General features: G+C 67.6%; 30 protein-coding genes and 2 pseudogenes. 13 read left to right on the forward strand and 19 right to left on the reverse strand.

What is annotated here, in order from left to right; translation table 11 throughout:
* Positions 1-206: 206 nt before the first annotated feature.
* The 5 genes from FCI23_RS63370 to FCI23_RS46130 all read right to left on the reverse strand — a co-directional run bounded on the left by FCI23_RS63370 (position 207) and on the right by FCI23_RS46130 (position 3,311).
* Positions 207-359 (reverse strand): helicase, encoded by a 153-nt coding sequence (locus tag FCI23_RS63370; protein WP_322974009.1) that lies wholly within the window; start codon positions 357-359, stop codon positions 207-209.
* Positions 334-984, reverse strand: coding sequence for a helicase associated domain-containing protein (locus FCI23_RS63375; RefSeq protein ID WP_322974010.1), 651 nt, complete (start codon positions 982-984; stop codon positions 334-336). Before FCI23_RS63375 ends, FCI23_RS63370 begins: the two co-directional genes overlap by 26 nt.
* Before the next feature lie 235 nt (positions 985-1,219).
* Positions 1,220-2,440, reverse strand: a complete 1,221-nt coding sequence (locus tag FCI23_RS46120) for an RNA polymerase sigma factor (RefSeq protein ID WP_246144700.1) — start codon at positions 2,438-2,440, stop codon at positions 1,220-1,222.
* A 26-nt stretch (positions 2,441-2,466) separates the two neighbouring features.
* A complete protein-coding gene (locus tag FCI23_RS46125) occupies positions 2,467-2,811 on the reverse strand; it encodes a YciI family protein (RefSeq protein WP_136730012.1) in 345 nt (114 codons plus the stop codon).
* Positions 2,808-3,311 carry an SRPBCC family protein gene (locus FCI23_RS46130; protein ID WP_136730013.1) on the reverse strand — a complete coding sequence of 168 codons (504 nt, stop codon included), beginning with the start codon at positions 3,309-3,311 and terminating at the stop codon, positions 2,808-2,810. The genes FCI23_RS46125 and FCI23_RS46130 overlap by 4 nt, the downstream gene beginning before the upstream one ends.
* A gap of 207 nt (positions 3,312-3,518) precedes the next feature.
* Here FCI23_RS46130 and FCI23_RS46135 point away from each other — a divergent pair, with 207 nt between their 5' ends.
* A complete protein-coding gene (locus tag FCI23_RS46135; RefSeq protein WP_246144701.1) occupies positions 3,519-3,845 on the forward strand; it encodes a hypothetical protein in 327 nt (108 codons plus the stop codon).
* An 813-nt stretch (positions 3,846-4,658) separates the two neighbouring features.
* Here FCI23_RS46135 and FCI23_RS46150 read toward each other — a convergent pair.
* The gene (locus tag FCI23_RS46150) at positions 4,659-5,153 is read right to left on the reverse strand and encodes a MarR family winged helix-turn-helix transcriptional regulator (RefSeq protein ID WP_136730014.1); all 495 of its coding nucleotides are present in this window, start codon (positions 5,151-5,153) and stop codon (positions 4,659-4,661) included.
* Positions 5,154-5,444: 291 nt separating this feature from the next.
* On the opposite strand from FCI23_RS46150, the gene FCI23_RS46155 reads away from it, so the two are divergent.
* On the forward strand, positions 5,445-5,849 hold the full coding sequence (locus tag FCI23_RS46155; RefSeq protein WP_136730015.1) for an RICIN domain-containing protein: 405 nt from the start codon (positions 5,445-5,447) through the stop codon (positions 5,847-5,849).
* 314 nt (positions 5,850-6,163) lie between these two features.
* Here FCI23_RS46155 and FCI23_RS46160 read toward each other — a convergent pair whose 3' ends face one another.
* Positions 6,164-6,430, reverse strand: coding sequence for a hypothetical protein (locus tag FCI23_RS46160; RefSeq protein WP_136730016.1), 267 nt, complete (start codon positions 6,428-6,430; stop codon positions 6,164-6,166).
* On the opposite strand from FCI23_RS46160, the gene FCI23_RS46165 reads away from it, so the two are divergent.
* Positions 6,420-6,761 (forward strand): hypothetical protein, encoded by a 342-nt coding sequence (locus FCI23_RS46165; protein ID WP_136730017.1) that lies wholly within the window; start codon positions 6,420-6,422, stop codon positions 6,759-6,761. The two genes, FCI23_RS46160 and FCI23_RS46165, sit on opposite strands and share 11 nt — an antisense overlap.
* A pseudogene (locus FCI23_RS61335) lies at positions 6,760-6,903 on the forward strand (restriction endonuclease); the annotation flags it as partial. The gene FCI23_RS46165 and the pseudogene FCI23_RS61335, both read left to right, overlap by 2 nt.
* A gap of 53 nt (positions 6,904-6,956) precedes the next feature.
* Here the strand turns inward: FCI23_RS61335 and FCI23_RS46175 are convergent.
* The gene (locus FCI23_RS46175; protein ID WP_246144702.1) at positions 6,957-7,385 is read right to left on the reverse strand and encodes a hypothetical protein; all 429 of its coding nucleotides are present in this window, start codon (positions 7,383-7,385) and stop codon (positions 6,957-6,959) included.
* 277 nt (positions 7,386-7,662) lie between these two features.
* On the opposite strand from FCI23_RS46175, the gene FCI23_RS46180 reads away from it, so the two are divergent.
* The 4 genes from FCI23_RS46180 to FCI23_RS57440 all read left to right on the forward strand — a co-directional run bounded on the left by FCI23_RS46180 (position 7,663) and on the right by FCI23_RS57440 (position 11,598).
* Positions 7,663-9,243, forward strand: a complete 1,581-nt coding sequence (locus tag FCI23_RS46180; RefSeq protein ID WP_136730018.1) for an ISL3 family transposase — start codon at positions 7,663-7,665, stop codon at positions 9,241-9,243.
* Between the two features lie 839 nt (positions 9,244-10,082).
* Entirely contained in the window at positions 10,083-10,622 is a 540-nt protein-coding gene (locus tag FCI23_RS46185) for an RNA polymerase sigma factor (protein WP_246144703.1), read from the forward strand.
* Positions 10,619-11,311 carry a hypothetical protein gene (locus tag FCI23_RS46190; protein WP_136730020.1) on the forward strand — a complete coding sequence of 231 codons (693 nt, stop codon included), beginning with the start codon at positions 10,619-10,621 and terminating at the stop codon, positions 11,309-11,311. The genes FCI23_RS46185 and FCI23_RS46190 overlap by 4 nt, the downstream gene beginning before the upstream one ends.
* 110 nt (positions 11,312-11,421) lie before the next feature.
* A complete protein-coding gene (locus FCI23_RS57440; protein ID WP_169317278.1) occupies positions 11,422-11,598 on the forward strand; it encodes a hypothetical protein in 177 nt (58 codons plus the stop codon).
* Positions 11,599-11,743: 145 nt separating this feature from the next.
* Here the strand turns inward: FCI23_RS57440 and FCI23_RS57445 are convergent, their stop codons facing one another.
* Both FCI23_RS57445 and FCI23_RS46195 read right to left on the reverse strand, forming a co-directional pair.
* Positions 11,744-11,881 (reverse strand): hypothetical protein, encoded by a 138-nt coding sequence (locus tag FCI23_RS57445; protein WP_169317279.1) that lies wholly within the window; start codon positions 11,879-11,881, stop codon positions 11,744-11,746.
* A 30-nt stretch (positions 11,882-11,911) separates the two neighbouring features.
* On the reverse strand, positions 11,912-12,094 hold the full coding sequence (locus tag FCI23_RS46195; protein ID WP_136730021.1) for a hypothetical protein: 183 nt from the start codon (positions 12,092-12,094) through the stop codon (positions 11,912-11,914).
* A 554-nt stretch (positions 12,095-12,648) separates the two neighbouring features.
* Between FCI23_RS46195 and FCI23_RS46200 the strand changes: the two genes are divergently transcribed.
* Positions 12,649-13,701, forward strand: a complete 1,053-nt coding sequence (locus tag FCI23_RS46200) for a DUF4238 domain-containing protein (protein ID WP_136730022.1) — start codon at positions 12,649-12,651, stop codon at positions 13,699-13,701.
* A 352-nt stretch (positions 13,702-14,053) separates the two neighbouring features.
* Positions 14,054-14,587 (forward strand): P-loop NTPase family protein, encoded by a 534-nt coding sequence (locus FCI23_RS46210; protein ID WP_136730024.1) that lies wholly within the window; start codon positions 14,054-14,056, stop codon positions 14,585-14,587.
* 119 nt (positions 14,588-14,706) lie between these two features.
* Here the strand turns inward: FCI23_RS46210 and FCI23_RS46215 are convergent, their stop codons facing one another.
* The 5 genes from FCI23_RS46215 to FCI23_RS46235 form a co-directional block, all read right to left on the reverse strand.
* Positions 14,707-15,975 (reverse strand): hypothetical protein, encoded by a 1,269-nt coding sequence (locus FCI23_RS46215; protein ID WP_136730025.1) that lies wholly within the window; start codon positions 15,973-15,975, stop codon positions 14,707-14,709.
* Positions 15,976-17,600: 1,625 nt separating this feature from the next.
* The gene (locus FCI23_RS46220; protein ID WP_136730026.1) at positions 17,601-18,152 is read right to left on the reverse strand and encodes an RNA polymerase sigma factor; all 552 of its coding nucleotides are present in this window, start codon (positions 18,150-18,152) and stop codon (positions 17,601-17,603) included.
* Positions 18,146-18,475, reverse strand: a complete 330-nt coding sequence (locus FCI23_RS46225; protein WP_136730027.1) for a hypothetical protein — start codon at positions 18,473-18,475, stop codon at positions 18,146-18,148. The genes FCI23_RS46220 and FCI23_RS46225 overlap by 7 nt, the downstream gene beginning before the upstream one ends.
* A gap of 175 nt (positions 18,476-18,650) precedes the next feature.
* Positions 18,651-19,439: a DUF5677 domain-containing protein gene (locus tag FCI23_RS46230; RefSeq protein ID WP_136730028.1), complete on the reverse strand. Its 789-nt coding sequence runs from the start codon at positions 19,437-19,439 to the stop codon at positions 18,651-18,653.
* An 86-nt stretch (positions 19,440-19,525) separates the two neighbouring features.
* Positions 19,526-19,717: a helicase associated domain-containing protein gene (locus FCI23_RS46235; protein WP_211265767.1), complete on the reverse strand. Its 192-nt coding sequence runs from the start codon at positions 19,715-19,717 to the stop codon at positions 19,526-19,528.
* A gap of 361 nt (positions 19,718-20,078) precedes the next feature.
* Here FCI23_RS46235 and FCI23_RS46240 point away from each other — a divergent pair, with 361 nt between their 5' ends.
* A complete protein-coding gene (locus tag FCI23_RS46240; protein ID WP_246144704.1) occupies positions 20,079-20,630 on the forward strand; it encodes an alpha/beta fold hydrolase in 552 nt (183 codons plus the stop codon).
* A 190-nt stretch (positions 20,631-20,820) separates the two neighbouring features.
* On the opposite strand, the gene FCI23_RS46245 is transcribed toward FCI23_RS46240, so the two are convergent.
* The 4 genes from FCI23_RS46245 to FCI23_RS46260 form a co-directional block, all read right to left on the reverse strand.
* Positions 20,821-21,219 carry a DUF4145 domain-containing protein gene (locus FCI23_RS46245; RefSeq protein WP_169317280.1) on the reverse strand — a complete coding sequence of 133 codons (399 nt, stop codon included), beginning with the start codon at positions 21,217-21,219 and terminating at the stop codon, positions 20,821-20,823.
* Positions 21,220-21,282: 63 nt separating this feature from the next.
* Positions 21,283-21,546, reverse strand: a complete 264-nt coding sequence (locus tag FCI23_RS46250; RefSeq protein ID WP_136730030.1) for a hypothetical protein — start codon at positions 21,544-21,546, stop codon at positions 21,283-21,285.
* Positions 21,547-21,845: 299 nt separating this feature from the next.
* Positions 21,846-22,616 (reverse strand): hypothetical protein, encoded by a 771-nt coding sequence (locus FCI23_RS46255; RefSeq protein ID WP_136730031.1) that lies wholly within the window; start codon positions 22,614-22,616, stop codon positions 21,846-21,848.
* 235 nt (positions 22,617-22,851) lie between these two features.
* A complete protein-coding gene (locus FCI23_RS46260; protein ID WP_136730032.1) occupies positions 22,852-23,304 on the reverse strand; it encodes a hypothetical protein in 453 nt (150 codons plus the stop codon).
* A gap of 195 nt (positions 23,305-23,499) precedes the next feature.
* Here FCI23_RS46260 and FCI23_RS58820 point away from each other — a divergent pair, with 195 nt between their 5' ends.
* Positions 23,500-23,907 carry a hypothetical protein gene (locus FCI23_RS58820; protein WP_211265768.1) on the forward strand — a complete coding sequence of 136 codons (408 nt, stop codon included), beginning with the start codon at positions 23,500-23,502 and terminating at the stop codon, positions 23,905-23,907.
* Positions 23,904-24,180, forward strand: a pseudogene (locus FCI23_RS46270) (hypothetical protein); the annotation flags it as partial. The gene FCI23_RS58820 and the pseudogene FCI23_RS46270, both read left to right, overlap by 4 nt.

The following is a 24,180-nucleotide window of genomic DNA, read 5'->3' on the forward strand; positions in this document are numbered from 1 at the left end:
CGGCAGGTCGAAGAGGCGGCCGAGGTCCTGGCCCATGTGCCTCGGGTGGCGCCCGTCCTCCGGGACGGCCGAGGCGCCGAGCACGCGGAGGACTGCGCCGACTGCTGGGAGTGGCGGCCGTCCTCTCTACTCCGGCCTATGAGATAGGGCCGAGGCTCACCACCACATCCCGGGCACCCGAGCACGTCCGGCTGACGCTATGCGGGTCACGCCCAGTTGAGTCCCAGTTCGGCGAGGACCGCGAGCTTGTCCGCGGTGAGCTTGGCCCGCCTTGACTTGGTGTTCGACAGGAACACCCCCAGCTTCACCTCTCCCGAGCCGTCCTCCAGCGCCTCAACGTGGCCTCTGGGGACGGTCACAGAGCCCGTACGGGTCTTGTACTGGCGCAACCGCTACGCCTCGTTCGAAGGCTCCAGAGGCGCCCCCAGCGCCCTTCGCGGACGTCGGGGCCGGGGCGGTGGTGGGCTCGACGCCGAGCTGCTCCAGACGTTCTCGCTGCTCTGGCATCAGGCTCTTCCAGACGACGTGCTGACGCTGCTTGGTCAGCCATTTCCCGACGTCCTGGCCGTGCAGGGTGACGCCGGGCAGGATCTCGGCGAGGGTGGTGATGTTCGGCGTGGTTTTTTCTGTGGGTTCGTCGCTAGGTTTCAGTGGGTGCTGGGGATGTGTTCGCGCTGGTAGTGGCGAGGGGCCGGGGGGTGGTGCTGAACGGTTCACGCCGGTTTTTTGCTGAAGAGTGGCGCTGAACGCCGTGTAAGTGGGACGCCGAGTGCATGGGCTGGCAAACCTGAAGCGTTGGGTTTTCCGTCGTGTGTGTGGTTCTGGTCGGTGTGTCGGGATGGAGATGTCGCTGCCTGCGCAGCCTGTGGTGTCAGGCGTGGTGGAGGTGGTGGAGATGCCGGATGGTGACGGCCGGCTGCTGCGGGAGGTGGTGGTGGCTCGGTTTGCGGCGCTGGACGGGCGGGGGAGTTGTCGTCGGCCCACGTTCGGCTGGCTGCGTCGGCTGCGGGGGTCACCAGACGGACGGTGTGGAACTGGTTGGCTGTAGCTCGCCGGGAGGGGCCCGGCAGAAGTGATCAAGATCGCTTCGGTCGGGCTTCTTCGTGTGCGCGGGGTGGCTCCCGGGTTCGGTCCCGCTTCCGGGCGCGGTCTACCCCGGCCCCCGGGGGGAACGACACGAGCGCCAGAGGAGGTGTCCGATGTGACGGCTGCGCCGCCGTCAGCGGAGCCCCAGCCGGTTGCGAAGAAGGCGCCGTTCGGGCTCGGTGGGCGCGAGGTCGAGTGCCGCGCGATAACTGTCGTCGGCCTCCGCTGCGCGGCCGGCGCGTCGCAAGAGGTCTGCACGCGTCGCGTGCAACAGGTAGTACCCGTTCAGCTGCCCGGTCTCGGCGATCGCGTCGACCAGGGGTAACGCCGCGTGGGGGCCGTCGGCCATGCCGATGGCGACGGCGTGGTTCAGATCCACGATCACGCTTGGCGCCACGAGCGCGAGTTGCTCGTACAACCCGATGATCTGTGGCCAGTCGGTTTGGGCCGCGACCGGCGCGGTGGCGTGGCAGGCCGCGATGGCTGCCTGGATCTGGTACGGGCCGGCCCGGCGCCGTCGCAGCGTTCGTTCGAGGATCGTGGTGCCCTCGGCGATCTGAGTTTGTTCCCACAGCGAGCGATCCTGCTCCTCCAGGGTGACCAGTTCGCCGTTCGCGTCGATGCGCGCCGGCCGCCGGGCGTCATGCAGCAGCATCAGCGCGAGCATGCCGTGCGCCTCGGGTTCGTCGGGCATCAACACCGTGAGCACGCGGGCGAGACGGATGGCCTCCTGGGTCAGCCGGGTCTTTCGCGGGTCTCCGTATCCCTCGTTGAACAGCAGGTAGAGCACGTGGAGTACGGCGGGAAGGCGGTCCGGCAGCATGTGTGCGGGTGGCACGCGAAACGGGATGCCTGCGTGGGCGACCTTCCGTTTGGCTCGGAAGAGGCGTTGGCCCATGGTGCGTTCCGGCACCAGGAACGCCCGCGCGATCTCGGCGGTGCTCATCCCGGTCAGACTCCGCAGGGTCAAGGCCACCTGAGCATCGAGATTCAGCGACGGATGACAGCAGGTGAACATGAGCTCAAGGCGCTCGTCCGGGATCTCGCTGTCGTTGACGTAGGGGGGCGCCTGCTCCGGTTCCATCGCGGCCACCTCTCGCAGCTTCGCCGCCTCGGTCGATGCGCGACGCATCCGGTCGATGGCGCGGTTGCGTGCGACAGTGGTGAGCCAGGCCAGTGGTTGGGTCGGTATGCCTGATTCCGGCCACTTCTGGAGTGCCTGCGTGAACGCGTCCTGTGCACACTCTTCGGCCAGGTCCCAGTCGCCACCGGTGAACCGGATCATGGTGGCCACGATCCGGCTCCAACCGTCGGCGTAGATCCCGGCGATGTGGTCCTTCACCTGGGCTTTCACCAGTCCTCGCCGTCCGTCAGTTGTGGTTACTCGTCCTCGTCGTCGGGCCAGAACGGGCGCAGTTCGATCATCCCGCTCCAAGCCATCGGGTGCTTGGACGCGACGTCGATGGCCTCGTCGAGGTCGGCGCACTCGAGAATGTCGAAGCCGGCGATCTGGTCCTTGGTCTCCGCGTACGGTCCGTCGGTCAGCAGCACCTCCCGGTTGCGGACGCGAACCGTGGTGGCGTCGCTCGCCGGCCGGGTGCGGTTGCCCATCAGCCGGATCCCCTTGCCGTCCGTTTCCGTGACCCAGTCCTGGACATCCGGGGCGCCGTCGTCCTGGCCGGGGGTGTAGTTCGGGTCCGTGCACACCAACATCAGGTACTTCATCGGGTTGCTCCGTTCGCGTTATCGGCGGTGACCATCGCGCCGATCGTGGTGGTCATGTTTCGGCACAGCGTGACGAGACGGCGGTTGAGCGCCTGCGGATCGGCCTCGGCTCCCACTCGGGCGCCGGTGATGCCGGGACCGTGCGTGAACGAGTGACAAACCTGGGTGCTTCCCGGCTTGCCGCCCTCTCGCAGCTCATAGCGCCACCTCGAGCCGACCAGGCCGGAATCGTCGAGAACCGTCCAGGCGAAGGTGCGCGGTCGCTCCGCTTCGATGACCACACAGGTCACCGTACTGACAGGTCCGTCGGCATGGCGGTTGCGGGCGGTGAATCGGGCACCCGCGAACGGGCCGAGGGCACCGTCGTCCCAGGTGCCTCTCATCGCCTCCGGGCTCCACTCACCGATCTGGTCCACCGCGGTGACCAACTCCCACATCCGCTCCCGCGGTATCTCGACGGTCAGGGCAATCGCTACCTGTGTACCAGTGACGACGTCCATGAGCGGTCTCCTTTCCCGTTCGTCATGGGGATGACGAACGGGAAAGCGCTCCACTACAGGTTCGCGTGAAGACTTTTGCCCAGCGGTCAGCCCAGCGCATCCGGCGCGACCGCGCCGGATGCGCTGGCCGTCTTGCCAGCCTGGAGCGCACCACGCCCGGGCGCTGGATGGAAGGCACCACCCAAGACAGGTGGCAGGACCGCTACCGTGGCCAGCCAATCCAGCGAGCGCTACGCCGGGCACCGGGTCTGGGAGGGAGCGCGCGGCACCATCGGGGGCACGTTCCCGTTCTGGTCGCGCTACCGCTACACCCGCAGCGAGCGCTTTCCGACGCTGCACGTCGTCCTGGCGGGCAAGGCGGAGCACCTGCTGGACAACCGCCGCCAGGCGCTCGCCAAGGCCGTACGCGGCATCACCGTCGCGGTCCTCGTGACCACCCTGCCCCGGCTCCAGCGCGGCGAGCCCTGGTACGAGATCGGCGTCGACGACCCGCACCGCCGCCGCAAGCGCTACCCCGAACCCGCCGGCCGCTGAAAGGCGCGCCTGACGCCGGGCAAGCCTTCCTGCGAGAGGGGGCTTGCCCGGTGCAGCATGCCAGGGTGAGGAAGCGAGGTGACCAGGTGCGGGTGTTCGACATGGGCGAGACGGTCGTGCGGCGGGACATGTACTGCGGCCGCGTGTGGAGCGAGCAGGCGCTGCGCGTCATCGCCGACACTGACACGGCGCTGGTGACCGCGTGCCGTCCCGGCGCGGAGGCTCTGTGGCCGTCGCTGTACGCCAAGGCCCGCGCCCGAGCCGGAGCGGTACGAGCGCGTGCACCCGCCGGTCCTGCTCGTCTTCCACCAGGTCGGCAAGCGCTCCGCCAAGAGCCAGATGTCGAAGGTCGCCGACCTCACCCACCCCCACTGGCAAGGCATCTGGACGGAGGGCAACTACCACTCCTACGACGGCCGCATCCCGATCGTGGCGACCACGCTGGAGTTGCTGCGCGAACACGGCCCGGCCTGGCTCTGTACGAAACCAAACTCACCTACGAAGCCATGGAGAAGCCCCCGGCGACCGCTGGTGCAGAGCGGGCCGCCGGGGGCTTCATGGTGGTCGCCCGGAGCCGACGGGGCTTGCGTGAAACCTTGCACGGAAGTCGTTGAACAGACCGTGCCCAGATCTCCCGGTCGAGCGGTGAGCGTCTGGATGACGAGGCTGCGGTGTGCAGGTGCGAGGGTTCCCGCGCGGTTCGGCTGACGGCTCGGCGAGGTGTCTTCTCTCTTCGCGGCCTTCCTCGCTGGCGTCTTCCCGTCGGGATCCGACGCTGCGCCCTGGGAGCGGGCGTCGACGTGGCCACCATGGTCACTGCTGGTATCCGGGGTGGACGCCTGGCATGAGACCTTGTTGGGCGGCTATGGCTTGGAGTAGTCCGGCGAGCTGTGCGCGCTGAGTGTCGCTGAGCGCGGCGCAGATGTCGTCCTCGTGTGAGGAGCCGAGCCTGCGCATCTCGGTCATGACGTGTGTGCCTTCAGGGGTGAGGTGCAGTGCGTAGTTGCGGCGGTCCTGTGGGTTTCGCCGCCGTTCGATGAGCCCTTTGCGTTCCAGGTTGTCGACCAGTGCGACGACCCGGCTCGGCACGACTCCCAGTTCCTCGGCCAGGGACTGCTGGCTGCGCCCCGGCTGGGTGGCGATCATGCGCAGGAGTCCGACATCGGCGGGGATCACCCCGAGTTCGCTGATTCGCTCGCCGAATCGTGCCGCGGCGTGCGCACCCACCTGTGCGAGCAGGAACGCCGTTCCCCTCGTCCGGGGCTGCGCCGATCCGCCGTCGCGGCCGGTGTGCGGTTGTGCGGTCATGGAGTAATGGTAGCGTCAGGGAATGGTTCTATGCTATGAATAGTTCACCAGAGAGAACGGATGGCCGGGGAAGCCGGTGGTGGCCCGCCGTGCGACCCGGACCTGGCCGACAAGGTCATCCACGGCATTACCCGACGGTGATGCGTGGTCACAGAATCTGCCTGCACCATGGACATGAAAGGGAAATGGCGAATGAGGATCAAAACTGGGGCAATTGTTTCACTGGTAGCCGCAGCGGCCATCACGCAGTCGGTGATATCCGCGCCTTCCGCAAGTGCAGCTTCCCAATACTTGATTAAGAACGTTGCGACTGGAAAGTGCCTCCAGGGCACGGACAACGGACAGCTGTACGCGTACAGCGTCAAGATGGTTACCTGCAATAGTGGGAGCTCCACCCAGCACTGGGGTCAGGCAGGCAGCAAGATCATGATGGTACGCAGCGGCGGCTCGGCCAGTCAGATATGCCTCAGCGTGCCCAAGAGCCCGAGCGGGGACTTCGCCCGTACGGTGGTCACTGTCGGCTGTGGTACATCTGGCTATCAGCAGACCATGCAGTTCGGCGTCACGTCGAACTACCCCCTCGCCCCCGCCGGTAACCCGAACTGCTATATCGGCCACTATTCGACAGGTGACACATGGGCGTCCTGCTATGTGAACGATGGAAGCTACACGCGCTGGACCTGGATCGCCGCCTAGCAGCAATTCTGCGATCCCCTCTCGGACGTCCGGGCCTCCTGTGACGCTCGGGGAATTACACCCGGATACTTCCTCTCGATGCGGGAAGAGGTATCCGGGTGCGGGGACGCAACTAGCTATCGCGTCACCGGTCCACAGCAAGGACGTCACCACGACCACGAAGATCAAATCAACCTGAGGTCCCGTCGGCACGGCGGAATCCCCCGACCAGCGAGTAGGCGAGGGTCATCTCGGCGCCGGTGATCCAGTACAGGAGCACTGTGTTCGTCTGAGCGATCGTCAACTGGTTGAAGCGGGGGGGACCGCATAAACCGTCAGGAACAGCCGACAACGACGTGCAGTGACCTGCAGCGATAGAAACAGCGTTCCGAGATCAGCAGCCGCGCGTTTCGAAGGAGTTCGCCAGCGGCCCGCTGACCTGCGGTGATCGAGTTTCGCACAAGCCCCAGCCGACGGGGGGGGCGGCGCCGGGCGACGATCAGGGGGAAGACGCTGGTTGTCGCTTCCACGGCGGGCACGGCGTCCTGGAGCCGGTCCAGCCTCTCGTACAGCGCACGCAGCATGCGGGCCTTGTTCTGCACCCCGTGCAGGTTCCGGGACCGCTGCGGCAGACGGCCGTCGGCCTCGCCCAGCACGATTTCGGCGAGCAGGCGCCGGCCGTCGTCGTCGGGCAGCCTGCTCGCGTACTCGCGCACATCGGCGGCGACCGCGTGGGCGGCTCCGGTCAGCAGCAGCCCGACCTGTTCGTACCCCGACTACGCCTCGCTCCTGGTCCGCCCGGACAACACCGGCGGCCGCGGCCTGTACGACCGCCTCGGCTACACGTACGCGGGCCCGTACCGCAACGAGCCCGGCGGCCCGGTCTACGACCTGCTGCTCCTCCAGGTCGACAGCGAGGCCGTCGCGCGGTGACCACACGCCCCGTGCGCTCGCCGAAGTCGTCCTCCGTCAGGCGGAAGGCCTGCTGTCCACAACGCTGGAGGGCACCGTGCGCTGCGTCCAGAACCGCGCCCGCCTCGTCCGCGCGCTCTACGAACGGCTTGATCGCCTGGAGGTCGCGCAGGGAGGCGCCGTGCCGTCGGAGTGCGTGGCCGCGAGGCGGGCCGGTTACTCGCTGAGCTCCTGCACGATGGCCTGGAGCACGGCTTCGTTTGCCTCGATCTTCATGGGGATCACCACGCCCACCACGGCGTGCTGCGGGTTGTTCGGGCCCGCGAGCAGGACCGGCGTGGGCTCCTCACTCACGATACGCAGGACGCTGCGATCGGCGGCCCCTTCGAGCCGGTAGCCCTCCTGCAGGCGTGACAGCCACTCGTGGTGCACTGCCACGGCCCTGCCATTCACCGCGCCGATCCGGGCACCTGCCGTCGACCAGTTCGACCACCTGACCTCGCTCCAGCCGGATCCGGCGTCCGGGAGGATGCCGGAGAGGTCAGGGTGATCCTCGCCCAGCCACTTCGGAAAGGCGTGCTTGCGGATCACCCACTGCCCGTCCTTGTTCACCACGCTCGGATCGAGACCGACGATCGCGCGCATGTCGAGAGCGACATGGCCGTCGGTGATCCGGTCGCCGTGTACCCAAACGGCGTTTTTGTTGACGACCCAGTCACACAGTCGTTTGGCTCTATAGGTGAGAAGTGGGGTCTGGCACAGATCTTGGGGAGCGGTCGCAGAGGGTGATGACCGTGTTCGAGTGGAGCGTCGTGCGCCGGTGCGAGCGATCGGGTTGACGCGCCTACCCAACCGTCAGTGACGCTCCATCAGGTCTGGAACTGGCCGTGGCGGGCGGGGGCACGGGTGCGGACGGTCGGACATGGACCTCGAAGAATCCTGCTGGACCGCGTTGGTGTTCGCGGGCCTCGACGACGAGCTCGTTGTCGAGACGGCCCGGTCGTCTCTGGGACTGGTGTGCATCACCGGGCGCCGTCGGGCGGCGCGTGAGAAGTGCCCGGACTGCGGACGGTGCTGCGGCCGCGTCCACGATCGCTACCTCCGGCGGGTTCGCGACCTTCCGCTGGGCGGCCGGCCCGTGGTCATCACGCTGCTGGTACGCCGTTTCATCTGCGACAACAAGCAGTGTGCCCGCCGGACGTTCGCCGAGGGGTTCTCACAGCTGACCACTCCGTACGCCCGCTGCACGCGGCGCTTGGGTGCCTGGCTGGAGGCGATCGGACTGGCGCTCGCCGGTCGGGCCGGGGCCCGGCTTGCCACGTCCCTCGGCATCGTGGCGGGCCGCATGACGTTCCTGCGGCGGGTGATGGCGCTGCCCGATCCCGAGCGTGGAGTGCCGCGGGTCCTCGGGGTGGACGATTTCGCCACCCGCCGCGGATATGTGTACGCGACTGTGATCACCAACGGTGAGACGCATCAGGTCATCGACGTGCTGCCGGGGCGCGAGGCGGGTCCGCTGGCCGCCTGGCTGGCTGAGCACCCCGGCGTCGAGATCATCTGCAGGGACCGGGCCGGCGCCTACGCAGAAGGCGCGCGGCGCGGCGCCCCGGACGCGGTCCAGGTCGCCGACCGCTTCCATCTCTGGCAGAACCTCGGCCAGGCCGTGGAGAAGACCGTCGGCGCACACCGCTCCTGCCTGCGCGAACCCGTCCCGCAGCCGCAGCCGGTAGAGGACACCCAGTCGGTGGATGACGCGGTGCCCACCGGGCGCCGGGCGGAACGCAAACGGGCCGCGCATGCCCAGGTCCACGAGCTGATCGCCCAGGGACACAGCCTCCGGGCGATCGCCCGGCACCTCGGCTGGGGCCGGCGCACCGTGCTGAACTACGCGCACGCCGCCCGCTGGCAGGACATGATCACCGGGATGCCGCCGCGGCCGAGCAAACTCGATCCCTACAAGCCCTACCTGCAACACCGCTGGTCGGAAGGGTGCACCAACGCCCTCGCCCTGCACCGCGAGATCACCGCACAGGGCTACCCCGACGGGTACGCCTCCGTCCGCGACTACCTGGCTTCCTTCCGCCCCACCCCAACCGCCCCAGCCCCCGCACCGCCGAGCGTCCGCCAGGTCACCGGATGGCTCACCCGCCACCCCGTCACCCTCAGCGAGGAAGACCGGCAACACCTCAAGGCAATCCTGTCCCGATGCCCTGAACTGGAGACCGCCCACCAGCACATCCGCGACTTCGGCGCGATCCTCACCTGCCGCCTCGGCTCCCTGCTCCCCGACTGGATCGACGCCGTCATCCACGACGACCTGCCCGGACTGGCCGGCTTCGCCCGCAGCATGAACAACGACTTCGACGCCGTCACCGCCGGCCTCACCCTGCCCTGGAACTCGGGCAGCACCGAAGGCGCCGTGAACCGCATCAAGAAGATCAAAAGGCAGCTCTACGGGCGCGCCGGATTCGAACTCCTCCGCAAGATGATCCTGCTCTCGTGACCCTCCGCGACCGCTCCCCAAGATCTGTGCCAGACCCCAGTCGTCACTGACGCAGCCAGTCGTTCCCTCGCCGCCGACGACACTCGTGCTCCCTCGTGAGATCGATGATTCCCCTCACGGTAACTGCGGGAGTCCCGCGCGATCTGGGGCGGTCTCCCCCGAGCAGATGCTCAGCGCCGACTGGCCCGCCTACATCCAGGGCCTCATCGACCGCGGCGCGATCCGCCCCCGTAGCCGGCCGCGTACGGCACGACGAGCCCTCCAAAGCTTTCTGCGGAGCATCCTCCCGCCCCGCCCCGCCGTCCATCCCCCACTCGAGTGAAGCCCGGCGGCCAGCTCGTCCCGGTCATGTGCGCCCGGGGCTCCCAGAGGCTGGGGTCAAGACGACCAGGGTCACTTTGACCGGGGCGTCCCCAATGCCGGTGTGTCCTGGGGCGCGGCGGTTGGCCCTGTTGTCCGTGTCCGTTGTGATCGTGGCGTGGGCGGGGTGGGGGGAACTTTACTGGTGGCCGCCGGTATTCACTCGTACGAGTGAGAGCATGGGGCGTGTGCGCGCCGTGTGCGCCGTCGGCAAACTGTGACGTGTGCCACGGCGTCACTGTTGCGTCGGGTGTCGATGGGGCCTCGCCCAGAACAAACGCACAGCTCACCACTGGTGACACAAGGTCATGGAAGATCACGTTCCGCATCGCTGGTGTATCTGTCCGTGATTTTCCTGCGGATGCGCATGCGTTTTCTTGCGTCAAGGCGGCTTAGGTGGTGTTCAGGTCTCTTTGGCCTACGGCGCCCGGGCTGTCCGCCGGGTGTCGCCCACCGAGTCTTCGAAGAAGAGGACCCTCGTGAACAACCTGTTTGAGGACGGGAGTCTGCCCGTCAGGACACCGCTCTCGCTCCCCCTGGAGTTCGAGGCGCACTACATCACCAACCAGGAGGCGTACCACCAGTACGCGCTGGTCCATCTGGGAACCTTCGAGGCCGCTGAGGAAGCGGTCCACCGGGCCTTCCTGGAAACGCTGAGGCACTGGGACGAGCTGCTGACGGAGAGCAACCTCCAGCAGCAGACGTGGGCCATCGTGCGACGGGTCGTCATATCGCAGGCCCTGCTGCACACGCAGGCCAGGCTCACGGACAGCGACGACCGGCTGCACCAGGCGCTCGCCCACCTGCCGTCCAAGCAGTTCGACGCCCTTGTGCTGCGCTACTGGATGCGTAAGAGCACCGACGACGTCGCCTGGTACATGGGCATCACCGACAGCACCGTCGACTACCGCTGCCGCCGGGGCCGTGAGCGCCTGTACCAGGTGCTCAACCGGCCTGGCCAGGCGAAGAAAACCGACGCCACCCCGCGCAGGACAAGGAAAAAGGTGAGCGGCACATGACCGCCATTGACAAGCTGCTGACCGACGCGGCCCCGCCGGTCCGCGAGCACCGCTTCGACGTCGCCGCCGGACTGCGACGCCTGGCCGAGGACGCCGGCTACACCTTGCCGAGCTTGGAGGTGCAGCGAGCCTCGCAGGCCGGCCAGCGGCTGAACGTCGTCGCCCGCTGGTGGCTGACCCGCCCCGACGCGGCCGCCCATATCGACAGGCTCGTAGGCGAGCTGGACGAGGCCACCCCCGCCCCCCACGACACCACCGTGCCCCTGGACGTCCACGGCACCCAGGTCTTCGCCTGCCTGCTGCACCTCACCGGCCATCCCGAAAGCGCCCAGTTCTGGTGGGAGCTGGCCGCCGGCGCTGAACTCCGCGGCGCCGCCTACTGTCTCCATCTGCACCACGTCAGCTGGGGCGAGGAACGCGAGGCGGCGCACTGGCTGCTGCAGGCCAAGCGCGAACGCGACCAAGAAGCTGGAGGCGACGGCGTCCACGAGGGCACCGAGGGCCTGGACGACCTGTTCTTCGAGAAGTTCGAGCAGTTCGTCCGCCACCAGGACGCCACCGCTGCCGCCCCGACCGCCGACCTCGACGCAGAAGTGGACCGCCTCGCCGAAGGCGAAGACGGCGGACTCGTGGGCCACCCCGACCAACAACTCGCCGACCGGCTCCACGCCTTCGCCGGCCGCCACTGACAAACCCGGAAACCAGCAAGGAGCCCAGCTCCCAGACCCCGGTTCCTACGCCAACGGGTCGAGACGGGCCCCTCGCGACGATGCTCCCCCAGCGAGAGGAACACCCCACCGTGAAGAATAAGCCCAACCCCCACCCCCCGGATGAAAACAAACAAACCGACCAACTGCGGCAATGGTTCGCCCGCCGCCGGCACATCATCGCCGCCAACGTGCTGCGCGGCGCCTGCTACGGCATCGGCACCGGTGCCGTGGGCTTCGGATTCTGGTGGATCGAACACCGCCCCTGACACCGCAGACGGACGCCTCCGGGCAAGCCGAGGCAAGGGCATGCGCCCCATCATCCACGCAGCCTTCTCGGTAGCCCTTGCCCGCCGCAACAATGCCCACGGCCTGAACGACCCCGGGACCCCTTATTGAGTTGTGTGCTGGTTTCTAATCGGTGGTGGCCGTGGTGGGGGTGCGGCCGATGTCGCGGTCCTTGAGCCGGTAGGAGCGCGAGGCGACCCAGCGGCGAGTGGCGTTGTCCGAGCTGGGAGAGTAGCCGTGCCGGTGCCCGGCAGTGTCGGCCACGGGTGGCTGGTACTGCCGGGCGGTGCGGGCTCAGTAGCGGTGTCGGGCCCACAGGACAGCGAGGCTGACGGCGGTGGCGCCGGCGCTGTACGAGGCCCCGCGGACGGCGTACAGGGCGGCGGTGCGCCGGTACCGAAGGGCCTGGCGGATGATGCGTCGGGCCCGGCAGTGCAACGAGTTGTGCATGCACGAGGTGTTGCACTTACGATTCATACGACGTGATTCCTCCTTGGCTTATGGGCGGGTGAGGGCACGGCGAGGAGAGCCCCTCCGACCCAGGTTTTCGACGACTCGGGGTTGGAGCAGGGCTCTCTTCGTGTGCGAGAACCACCTTAAGGCGTCTCAGCAGTAACTCGACGCCCAGAGCGTGTCGTTGCACTCCAGAGGGCCAGCGGGGGGTGGACTCAGTTGGTACTGGAGTGGAAGGACTTGATACTCAGTTAGAACCTGTGGCACCGAAGTGTGAGACCGGTCACGTACTCCGGGCTCTGCTCACGAGTTTTCGCGCCCGCGGCTGTGCCTGGGTGGTGGGTGGGGCGGGTCCCGGACGACGCCCCACAGCAGGAAGAACAGAGAAGTGGGGGGGCAGGCCAGCGGGGCGGCGTTCGAGGAGATCGGGCGCCCCGGGTGTCCTCGCGCGCGACAGCGGGGCCGCGCGCGATGGCGGGGCCGCGCGCGATGGCGGGCAGACGAGCTGCCCGGCCCGGGCCACTGTGGCAGCGGAAAACTGGGGGAAGGGTGTCTGTGCCGCGTGCGAGCCTGTTCTCATGCTTTCGCTGAGATATATCCCCCCGCCCACACCGGCCCGATACGGCCGTTTGGAGCAGGAGGTCTCGCAGAACCCGCAGCAGCTCAAAGCCGACCAGCACGTCGTGTCCCGGGTACTTCTCGACCAGTTTGCTGAGCCGGTCGGGCCGAAGGGCGAGCGCAAGGTCAGCATCCTGAACCGCGCGTACATGCATGCCAAGCCGACCGCGCGGGGCCCGGCAGGCTGCGGGAAATTCCGGCACTTCGTGCGCTACGCCTCGGACTCCAGTGAGGCCGCCTGGATGGCTACGGAGACCCGGCTGCGCGAAGCACTCGACGCTGCGGACAACGGCACGTTCTTCGACCGGCTGCGCCACTCCGACACCGTCCGTGACGCGATCGTGCTGCACCTGGTGCGGAGCATCCCCATGCTGATCGTCTCCGACCAGACGTGGCGCAACCGCCACACCGCGCACGTCGACCAGTGGATGCGGCACGGCCGTGATGCCCTGTTCTGGATGCACCGCGCCCGCTTCGGCTGGTCCCCGAGCAGCGACCAGGAACTGCAGGTCATGGCCGAGGACTTGATCTCCAGAGTTGCTACGCAGATGGACAGCGGCCTGTACTTCCGCGTCACGGTCGTGGAACGGTTCCAGCGCTTCAGCCGCATGCTCGCCGACGAGCCGGTGGAACTGCGCCGGCCTGCCTCAGGCGAGCTGCTGATCAGCGACGTGCCCGCCCTCGCGCTGCGCGACGGGTACTTGGGCACGGGTCCCCTCGACGGCCTCGGGTTGGCGAACTGCGACGAGCTCGTCCTGCCGCTGGGGCCGCGGCTAATGGCCGTCCTAGGCGCCGGCCACGGCTACACCACGATGGGCACCGACGACGTGGACCGCTACAACACCGCCCAGGTCCGGGCGGCCGCCGACTACGTGTACCTGCGGCCCGGCAGCGGCCTTGAGACCTTCGCCCGGGCCGCGGGCACCCCGCAATGGCCCAACCGAATTCCGCTCCACCTCCGGCAGGGGGACCTCCCAGCCACCTTCCTCCGGCAGCCCGAACCCACCCGCTGACGCACCCCCGTGAGTCAGTTCTCGGTGAACAGCAGCCGCTCGATCGCGGCGGGCCCCATCACGCAGCCGCCCACTCCAGTCCGAGGTCGGCCAGCGGCTGGAGCTGGTCCGCGGTGAGCTTGGCGCGCCTGCTCTTGGCGTTCGGCAAGAACACCCCCAGCCGTACGTGAGACCCGTCCTGAAGTGTTTCCGTGTGGGCCCGGGGGACCGCCGCTGGCGACTTGGCTGTCAGCTGGCGGTGAGTTCGAGGAAGTCACGGACGCTCCTGGCGCGTGTGTTACACCCCCGCGTTTCAGACCCCCGTCGATGTCCCCGGGCGGTGTCAGTGGCCGCCGGTAGCCTCGCGCGGGTGATGGTGGGCACCGAAGACACGAGGCTGGTCGTCCTGCGCGGGAACAGCGCCTCGGGCAAGTCGTCCGTTGCGGCCGGCATCCGCGACCGCTTCGGCCGCGGTCTGGCTCTGGTCGGCCAGGACAATCTGCGCCGGGTCGTTCTGCGCGAGCGGGACCGACCGGGCGGGGCGAACATCGGCCTGATCGACACCGTCGCCCGCTACGCCCTGGACGCCGGGTATCACGTCGTCCTGGAGGGCATCCTCTACGCCGACCACTACGGCGCCATGCTCGCCCAGCTACGCGCCGACCATCGCGGCCCGACCCACGGCTACTACCTGCACGTGCCGTTCGAGGAAACCCTCGCCCGCCACGCCACCAAGCCGATCGCGAACGAGGTCGGCAAGACGGAGCTGCGCGACTGGTACCGGGAACTCGATCTGCTGCCCGGCGGCATCGAGACGGTCATCGGCGCAGACAGCGCCCTGACCGAGACGGTCGACCGCATCCTGCTCGACACCGGCCTGGCCGGCCTTCCCGCGCTGGAGCGCTGACAGCACGAGACCTCGGGAATCTGCCATGACGTCCCGGGGTCTCTCTGTGCACTTCGCTGACCGACTGGCTGCGCGGCCGAGCACGGCCACTTCTGCGCGCCCAACCCTGGGCGGCGGTTTCACGGCTGGTTGAGGGCGGCTATGCACGTGGGGCAGGCCATGCCGGTATTGCGTCCATAGCGGTGGATAGGCGCGGCGCAGCGTATGCAGGGGCCGATCTCCCAGGGTGGGCAGTGCAATTCTTGGGCGATGGCGTTTCGTTCGTTGGGGGTTAGTCGTAGCTGGACGGGGTTGCGGGGTGCGCGGTAGAGGGAGGCGGGTGCTTCGTCGAAGGTGTGCAGGCCCGTGGCTGCTGCGGTGTCGCGGCGGGGCCGACGGCCGGGGACGGGTTGGCCGGGTTCGCCGTAGCGGCAGGAGCTGTCGAGTTCTTGTTCGGTGAAGGAGATCGGTTCGTCCGGGTCGGGGTCGTCGGTATCGGTGCCGTTCTGTTCGCCGACGATGGCGTGCCATTTCTCGACGTCGGCGGCGGGCGCCCACAGGTAGGCGGCGTGCCGTGCGTCGTGGCGGTTGCGGGTGCGTACGGGGACGTGTTCGCCGTCGGCGCTGGTGACCACCAGCTCGTCCAGGGCGGTGGCCCGCTCCTGAGGCAGGCACAGCGCCGGCGGGAACCACCCGCTGTGGAACCTCCCGCACGCCCCGCCGGTCTCCGGGCAGGCACGTTCGGCCGCATCAGTGCACTTCCACACCTGCAGATGTCGCACGCCGCCGCGGACCAGCAGGGTCAGGCGGGAGGCGATGTCCTGCCAGGGCACGTCGTCGACCCGCGCCCAGGGAGCCCGGTCGATCAGCGCGGCGCGCTCGTCACCGGTCACCCACAGCGGCGTGATGCCGCCTTCCCGGGCAGCCGTGGAGCGGCGTCGGACGGTGGTGGCGCTGACGGGGGAGTATTGCGCCTGCCATCCGATCCTGCGGCCGCCGGGCCCGGTCACCAGCACGTCGGTGACCGGGCGGCCGTCCGCGCCCTTGGCCTCGGTCTGCGCGTCCAGGCCGTGCCGGGAGGCTGCGCGGGCGATGCGCTCCTTCATCGCCTTGCGCTTGTCGCTCTCCTCGGGCGTGGCGACATGCGTGACCGGCAGGTGGGCGGCGACCAGTACGACCTTGTCGCCCAGTCGTTGGCGGCGGATGAACATCCAGGGCGTCTTGTCGGCGAGCGCACACTGGCACTCACCGCCCTGGCGGTCCCGCAGGCACTGCAGAAGCGTCCGCTCCCGCTGGCCGACCGGTGTGAGGACTTCCTCCATCAGGCCCGGTCGGTGCGGCTGCCCGAGATCGCTCTTGGACAGTTCGACGATGACGCCATAGCCGGTGTGGAATACCCCGTTGGCCATAAAAATGACGGTAAGGTCCGCGATCGGCTGTGGGAAGACCGCATCCGCGGACCACGCGGTTTGGTGTTCGACAAGAACACTCGAGCCGCACGGACGTCCCGTCCGGAGGTGTCTCGGTGTAGGCCCTGCGGACCGTCATAGAGCCCCAGCTCGAAGGCTCCGGACCGAGCCATTCCATGGATGCTTCGGGTGCACTGCATTGCTCATACCAGGCTAAGAGCTGGACAACGCTCAGGCTCGGCACGGACGACAAAGACCCCTGGTTCCTCCGGCTCAGAGGCGTAACAGACCCGTTCCTCCCAGTCTGCGGGCCAACGGGTGCCTAGGCTCCATCGCACTCCTTCGAGCGGCACCCACTCCAGATCAAGGCTGCTCAGGTCGCAGCCTTGGAAGTCGCTTCCGACCGGGGTGAGCGCAGTGTGGGCCAACCGCACCTCGCTGGCTAGCAGCACCACGAATCGACGGGCGCGAGGAAGGTCGGCAGGAAGTTGGTAGGAGAACCTGTCGGTCATAGCACGCACTATGGGGAGGAGCTGGTCATGACCGTGTGCCAGAGCACGGGCCCGGGCGAGTCCGTAGCTGAGATCGCGTCTCAGGGCGTGCGCCCAACGACCCGCCTGAGCGAGTCCGCCTTCTTTCAGCGCTTCAGCGAGGGCTTGGGCGTCATCAGCTGCCTCAGCAAGGGACCGGAGGATCTCCAAGAGTGCGCCGCGCAATTCCATCCGCGTGGCAGGAATCCAAGTCCGTAGTTCCCGGGCCGCGTCCACGAGAGGCATCGGACATTCATGCCGCTCAGGGGTCGGTGTTCTGGGGACGATGGCGTTACTACAAAGGGCCTGCAATTCCGCAGCAGTGGCAGCACCCTCCTTCTCGTGGGTTCCTGGGCCCGGCCCTGCGCGGAGAGCTGCGCCGTAGAAAGAAAGCGCTGGATAGGCGCGGTCGGCGACCACAGCCAACGTTTCAGGGTCTTCCGCTTGGAATGGCTCATAAGGAGGCAGAACAACTCTGACGCCCACGAGCTTCTCCAGCGTGTCGTGAGCAGGATTACCCAGCAGCCAATACCGGAACAAAGGCTCGGAGCTCAGCCGGTGCTCTCCCGTAGCCACATGATTGGCCCACCGTGCAGAATCGAGAACGCGGGCAGCGTCCCCGTGTCCCCATTCGGCTGCCTTACGCAACCAGTGCACCACCAACAGACCCAACTCGACGGTCTTGCCAATCCCTACGGTGTGGTGGATGCCCAGCCCGGGCGCGTCGTCCTCCGCGTGGCACTGACGCTGCTCCAAAAGCACCCTGGCGAGGCGGAACGCTGCTCCAGGGTGTTCGTGCTCAACTGCTTCTTCGTACCAAGTCCTCGCAGTGTCCCAATCAGCTCGCGTGACGGCACGGTTGCCTAGCCGATACGCGTCGTTTCCGGGCATCGCCTTGATGGAGTCCAGGGGCCCGGGCGGGCAGAGTCCGCCCGGGACGCCGGCCCCCTCAGGGCGGTCCCAGGAGTCGCTGCGGCGCGCGGCAGCGGCCAGTACCGCCGCGAACCCCACACTGCTGGGCCGATAGGCGTGTGCCTCATCGATGACAGTCACGGCGATGTCCTTGTGCTCGGCTCCATCCATCTCGTTCACCTGTCACTCACCGTCCCTTTCGAGTTCGCTGACGAGGGCGCGTCGTACGTTGGGGATGGCCTTGCGCCGGTTGGAGCGCACCGTGGCCGGAACGACGGACAGCAAGGTGGCGATCTCCGCGTCCTCGCGCCCGGCGAGCTGATGGGTCAGCGTTGCGCACTGTTTCGGCTCCAGGCCATCGATCGCCCGGCCCAGGGCAGCTGCGGTCGGCTGATCCAGGTCCGGGGAGGTCGACCCGACCCGGTTGTTGTCCATCCAGGCCCTGTTGGCGCGCTCTTCCCGCTTGCGACGACGGAACAGGTCCCGGGCCAGGTTCTTGGCAGTCTGCCGGACGTATCCAGCGGCCCGTGATGGATCCAACCCCGCCCACCTTGGAAGGAGCTTCTCGAAGGCCACCTGGACGATGTCTTCACTGTCGGCAATCGACAGGCTGAAGTTCGATCTGAGCATCGCCATCAGGCCTGGACCGATATTGGTGTGGAGGTCTTCGCAGGCGCGAAGTTGTTCGGCGCTCAGCCCGTAGGGCAGTTCGACTGGATCGGGCGGGTTCACCACGGGTGGCGGTCCTCCCGCTGGGCGTAACAGTGGATGGTCAAGGTACTGCCGTCAGCGGCCTCTTCGCGTACGGCAGTTCCAGCGGGGGTGTTCTTCAGCGCCGCCTGCAGGCGCCACCGCCGTTCACGGTCGAGGCGCTCACGGGCGCGCTGGCGGAGAGCCTCAGCAAGGAGCTCGCTGATGCCGGCCCTGCGGAGGGCCATGCAGACAGCGGTGATCGCGGTCGTGCTGACTGTCAGTATCGCGGTGATGTCCGAGGTGGTCATGTGAAGGGGCGGCCCTTGGCGTCGGTGGAAGAAGTTGGAGGTGAGGCGCGCACTCACCTCTCCTACGCCTGGCCCCGCCCAGGCGTGCACTCCTGCGACCGAGATATTTTGACATCTGCAGCGCACGCCCTCGTGGATCCCATCCGTGGCGTGGACCGGAGCCGTGACAGGCGGGGGCTGGCTGCGGCTCCTCCAAGGCCATGGAGACCTTGTACGGCCGGTATCGCCGGACCTACAGCGGCCGGGCGCGCTGAAGGTTGAGCAGCGTGCGGGGCAGTCCAAGGTCTCCCAGAGCCTTGTCGATGGTGGACTTCATCGGGTCGCCCGCGAGCAGCGGGCTGATCGCCGCTGCCGCCTGAAGCAGAGCCACAGGAATCCATAGCCGCTCTGCGCTGATGTCCGCCTCACCGCCCTTGGGTTCCGTGGTGAACTTCAGCTTGCCGTCGTCCACGATCAGGAACGCGTCGGCGGTCGCACCCGTGGTGTGGGAGTAGGCGGACTGGTGCCGGTAGACGGGGTAGACGTCAGCCGTCCCGTACGCGCGGACCATCGTGTCGAAGTTCTTCAGCTCGCCGAACAGCTTGCGGTGGATCCGCTCGCTTTCGGCGTTAGCGAACACGAGCGGATCCGCTGACGCCACGGGCGTCGGCTCCGGCAGATTCCAGGTCTCATTGACGTTCTCGGCGAGCTTCCGACGGTGCTCGCTCCAGTAATCGGAGAGCGCGACAACAGCCGGCACACCGTTGTCGGCCAGCCAGTTCATCGCGTAAGCGTGCCCCATGAGGTTACGCATCAACGGCGCCGCTTCCACGGTGTAGCCCTGGTCGTACAGCGAGACCAAGGCCTGCGCGGTCCTGTTGGTGAACTGCCACCAGCCCATGAGCGGCTGGACAACCTCCTGGTGCTCGACCAGCACCCGCACCCCCTGGCTGGTGACCTTCTCCGCTGCGCGCAGAATCACCGGCACTGTCGCCCGGCAACGCCGGAGGCACCGCTCGTTGGGGCCGAACTCGTAGACCATGACGCGAAACCTACCGACGACCACCAGATGAGAAGTAGCGATATTCGCCGTTCAGGGCGGCACCAGTCCCGTGGCGCCGCCCCCGACTACGCTGCGCAGTCGAGCCCGAGGGCGGCCAGCTGCTGGCGCTTGTCGGCAGCCAGCTTGCCGCGCCTCGATTTTGTGTTCGACAGGAACACACCCAGTTTCACAGCATGCTCCTGGCCATCGACCACAACGGTCTCGACGTGGGTCCTGGGGACGGTCACAGAGCCCGTGCGGGTCTTGTATTTGCGCATGCAGGGCCGCTGCGCCCCGCTCGAAGGCCCCAGCAGGGCTCTCAGAGCCCTCCACTCGAGGGCGGCCGACATCGGCTGCCCCGGTCGAGGCCGCGTTGTCGCGACGCCCCCTGCGCGGTTAGCGTGCGGGGATGGAGATCCGAGTGGGCCAGGTGGTGGTCCACTACGTGGAGCACGGGACCGGTCGACCCGTGCTGGTACTCCACGGCGCCGGCGTCGACCACCGCGAGGCTGAGGCTTGCTTCGAGCTGGTTTTCGACGGCGTTGCGGGGCTGCGGCGGATCTATCCTGACCTCCCTGGAATGGGCCGGACAATATCGCTCCCGAAACGCTGCGCAGCGCCGACGACGTCCTCGACACGCTGCTCAACTTCGCCGACGAGGTCATTGGCGGGACTGCGCACCTCCTCATCGGTCACTCGGCGGGCGCGTACTACGCGCAGGCGATGGCCGCGAGGCGCCCGGCGCAGGTCGCTGGTCTGGCGCTCGTCTGTCCGTTGTTGCCAGGACTGCGCGACGTTCCAGAGCACCGCGTCGTCGCCGGATCGGGTGAGATCGGTGACGACGTCTTCCGGAGCTACTTCGTGATCCAAACCCCGGAGATGCTCGAATGGTACGAACGTTACGTCGCCCCAGCCGCCGCGCTCGTCGACCAGGCAGCGCTCGAGCGAATCGGCGAACGGTGGGCGCTCACCCCCGATCACGCGCCGGCTTACGCGGGTCCGACAGTGGTCGTGGCGGGGCGGCTGGACTCGACGGTCGGGTATGCCGCCGCTACCGACCTCGTCGACCACTACCCGCACGCCTCGCTCGCCGTGGTCGACGACGCGGGACATGCCCTACTCCACGAGCAACCGGAACTCCTGCGCGCCCTCCTCTCTGAGTGGCTCGCGCGCGTCGAGCGCTCGAGCTGACCCGAGACAGGCTCGGCCCAGATCAGCATGGTTGCCGGGTTGAGCGCGGGTGGAATGTAGGGCCAGCACCGTCGGCGACCGGTCCAGGTCTACGGCGAGTCACCCAGCAGCGGCGTCGCTCAAGCCGCGTGACAGCCGATCCACAAGTCTTGACTATTCCTCCCACGGTGACCCGAAGGGCAATGCCTGGCTATGTGCTCTGCTTGGCCGCCTCGTGGCGCTTACTGCGTGATTCCGCCATGCGGCGGCGCTGCGCGGGCTGGGCGTAGAGGATGACAGTCGCCTCGGCAACCAGGTCGGCTATGTCGGCGAGTTCTTCGGCGGAGTATTCGACGCCGTGGTGCACGCTGTCGTTGCCAACGACGCGGGTTTCGTCCAGGGCGGTGATGACGTCCGCAGGCAGTCCCTTGGCCGCAAGCTCTTGGATCTTGCCGTGCAGGGTGTGATGTGTGGCGCCCTGGTCCTTGCACAGCTCCTCTACCGCGGAGCGGTAACCCACCCCCGCCAGCCGCGCTGCACCGGCGTTCTCCGCCCGTGATGCCTCTTCGTACGCGCTGCGGATCCGGTCAGGTACGTCGGTGTGTAGCACCCGTGGTGGGGGCGCCGGCCAGACCACCAGACGGCTTAGTTCCTCAGTGCGAGCGTCCTTTCCTCACCCCGTGCGTCGGCACTCAATGACTTCCAGGATCGAGCGACCGCACAGCTGACAGACCCAACACTCCTGCTGTGTCCAGGCACCATGCGGATGGACGTTCAGGTACCCCTCTTTGGCGTCGAAGTCGCTCCACTCGTACTCACGACTTTCTGGGGCGATCATGCGCTGATCTCCCAGATCCATCATTGTTCCGGTCGCGCAATCCGGGTAGGGGCACACGGCTCTGCGCTTCCCAAGCGAAGTCAAGTCCTGCTCACTCATCAGGGCACTGTAGTGCGACGGCCAATCCGGTGCACCGGCATTTGACCCCGCCAACGGTCTGCCTTCATGCAGCTCTGCGTTCTCTCACTGGCTGCTGAAGAATTCATCCGAACCCACGCCCACCTCACCGTCGCCCGCGTAGCTGGATAGTCCGCCCCAGCACCGACATCCGCTCTCCCCGCGGGCTCACCACGCCGGTGACTATGGTGCCGCCCGCTTCGTTGAGCCGTCATGGCAAAACTTTCCTCTCCCGACGACATTGAGGCCGCCCGCCCGCCCGCTGGCGGCTTCACGCGTGATCAGCTTGCTGCCTGGAACGGGGGAAGTTCGCCAGCGATGAGCTGCGCTGGCTGGGTGCCGAGCGGGAGCCACCACAGCAGGTCAACCACACCGGGGTATCGGTCGAGGTGCGGCTGGACCGCGGCGCGCACGGTCGCGGGGTGGGACGCCATCCAGACGGTGTCATTACCGGCATCGGGGCGGCGCTCCTGGTCCAGCAGGAGCATCACCGGATAGCCGGCGTCCTTCGCCCGCCGGAGCTGCCGGGTGAGCTTCTTGTCCAGGGCCGCTCCGATGCCCTCCTCGATCTGCTGGCTGACCAACGGGTTGCCGGTCATGGTCTGAAAGACGGACAGACCGACGATTCCAGAGGGTGTGTTCGGCATGATCTGCACGCTGGTGAAGCCGTCGGAACCCCACCGGTTCCTGCGGTCCGCGGCGGCGGCGTGGGCCATGTCCAGGACGGAGTCGTAGTACGCGGCGGCCTGCGGGCCGGTGTGGGGCTGGTAGGAGACTGCCAGCGCAACGCCCGCGTCATGGGCTATGCCCTCCAGCGGCTCCTGTAGGTGCTTCTCGCCCATGGCCCGCGCCCCGGGGATACGGCTGTCTCTGGACAGAAGGCAGTGGTCGACAGCCCACTCGGTGCCGTCCAGGGTCACGATGGCGTCCACGGTCAGCAGATGACCGGTGCCACGGTCGGGATGCGCGGTGACGGCTGCCGTGTGGCCGAAGCCGATGAGGGTCCGCACGAGCGCGTCGAGAGCGCGGTCCTCGTGCGCGGTCTTGGACACTCAGTCCTCCCTGCGTGGCAGGCACGGCACGGTACCAGGCAGGCGGGACAAGGTCCCGATGGGAAAAGGCTGCGAGATGCTGACCTCACTCAGTATCCGCTCCGCATGACGTCCCACGTCCTTGTGGCCGTCCGTTGCCGCGGCCGGGGACGGACGCGGGGTAGGGGATAGGCCGGCCTTCTCGCTACGCCCAGGGCGTCCCGTCGGTGAGCTGGCCGGCGGTGGGTGAGCGTGGTCAGTCGAAGTCTGGTTCCCAGTCGGGGTCTTCCTCGTGTCCATCAAGGAGCTGCGCAGATATGCCCGCCAGCTCGAGCTCATCGCGAGATAGATCGAGTTCGCACACTGGGCAGGTGAAGTGGCGCGGGAGGAACCAGACGTCGCCGTAGTCCCCGGACCAGTCCCGGCCACGGACGCCCCCCGGGCTGTCGCAGGCGGGGCAGGCGGCCGGCACGACCAGCCCCCACACAGGCAGCGCTGTGAGACTCCGGATTACCTCATCACGTTCCTCGTCAGACGCACTCGAGAAGCGCTTCTCGAAGAGGTGCTTCGCACGACGGATCTTGCTGTCGTAGCGGATCTGCAGTTCAGTGATCGACTCCTGTACCAATTGCTTGCTCAGTTCGAGGTGGTGCCCCCAGAACGATTCAGGAGATCGCGGCATCGCCGCAAGGAGATCCTCCACGAACATGATTCCCGCAGCCAGGAGATCTCGGCAGGCGCTGGCAGGCTGTCCCCAACCCATGTGTGTGATCCCGTTGCGGGTATCCCGCAACAGTTTCAAATCACCGCCCTTTCGGGCTGGCTCCCTCTCTGTCAAAGTGTGATGAGTCGGGTAAAGTGACCGATTCATTCAGTCGAGGGCGGAGAAGGAGGAGTGCCCGAAGTGGCCAGCAGCAACGACCACCAGGCCCCGGATCCGCAGGTAGAGCCCCGTTCCACCGCGCCCCGCCGGTATTCGGCGGCATACAAGGCGAAGATCCTCGCCGAGTACGAGACCTTGAATAAACAGGACAAAGGTGCCCTGCTGCGCCGCGAGGGCCTGTACTCCTCGCTGATCACTACCTGGCGTCAGCAGCGGGACAAGGGCGCCGAGACCGCACTGGCCGCACCCTCGGGGCGACCGAAGGCCGATCCGAGGGACAAAGAGATCGCCCGGCTGAAAGGCCAAGTTGCCCGGCTGGAAACCGAGTTGGGCAAGGCCCGCACCGTGATCGAGGTGCAGGGAAAACTCTCCGCGCTGCTCGACGAACTCGCCACGGACAGCGCAACGGGGAACGGCGAGACCACGTGACCATCCCCACGGATACGGATACGGATACGGATACGGATACGGACACGGGACGGGATCCGGCGGCGGGCTCGGTCTTCGAGGATGCCAGCGCCCAGGCCCTGGAGGACCTCACGGCGGTGGTCGGCCGGGTCCAGGCGTGCACCGCACTCGGCGTGAGCCGGGCCACCTACTACCGCCACCACCGTCACAGCCCCGCCCCGGTGCGACCGCCTCGGCGGGAGCGCCGTCGTCATCCGCGCGCGCTCGAAGCAGCCGAGGAAGAGCGCGTCCTTG

It is taken from the genome of Actinacidiphila oryziradicis, from assembly GCF_005047355.1.
In the GTDB taxonomy this organism is placed as follows: domain Bacteria; phylum Actinomycetota; class Actinomycetes; order Streptomycetales; family Streptomycetaceae; genus Actinacidiphila; species Actinacidiphila oryziradicis.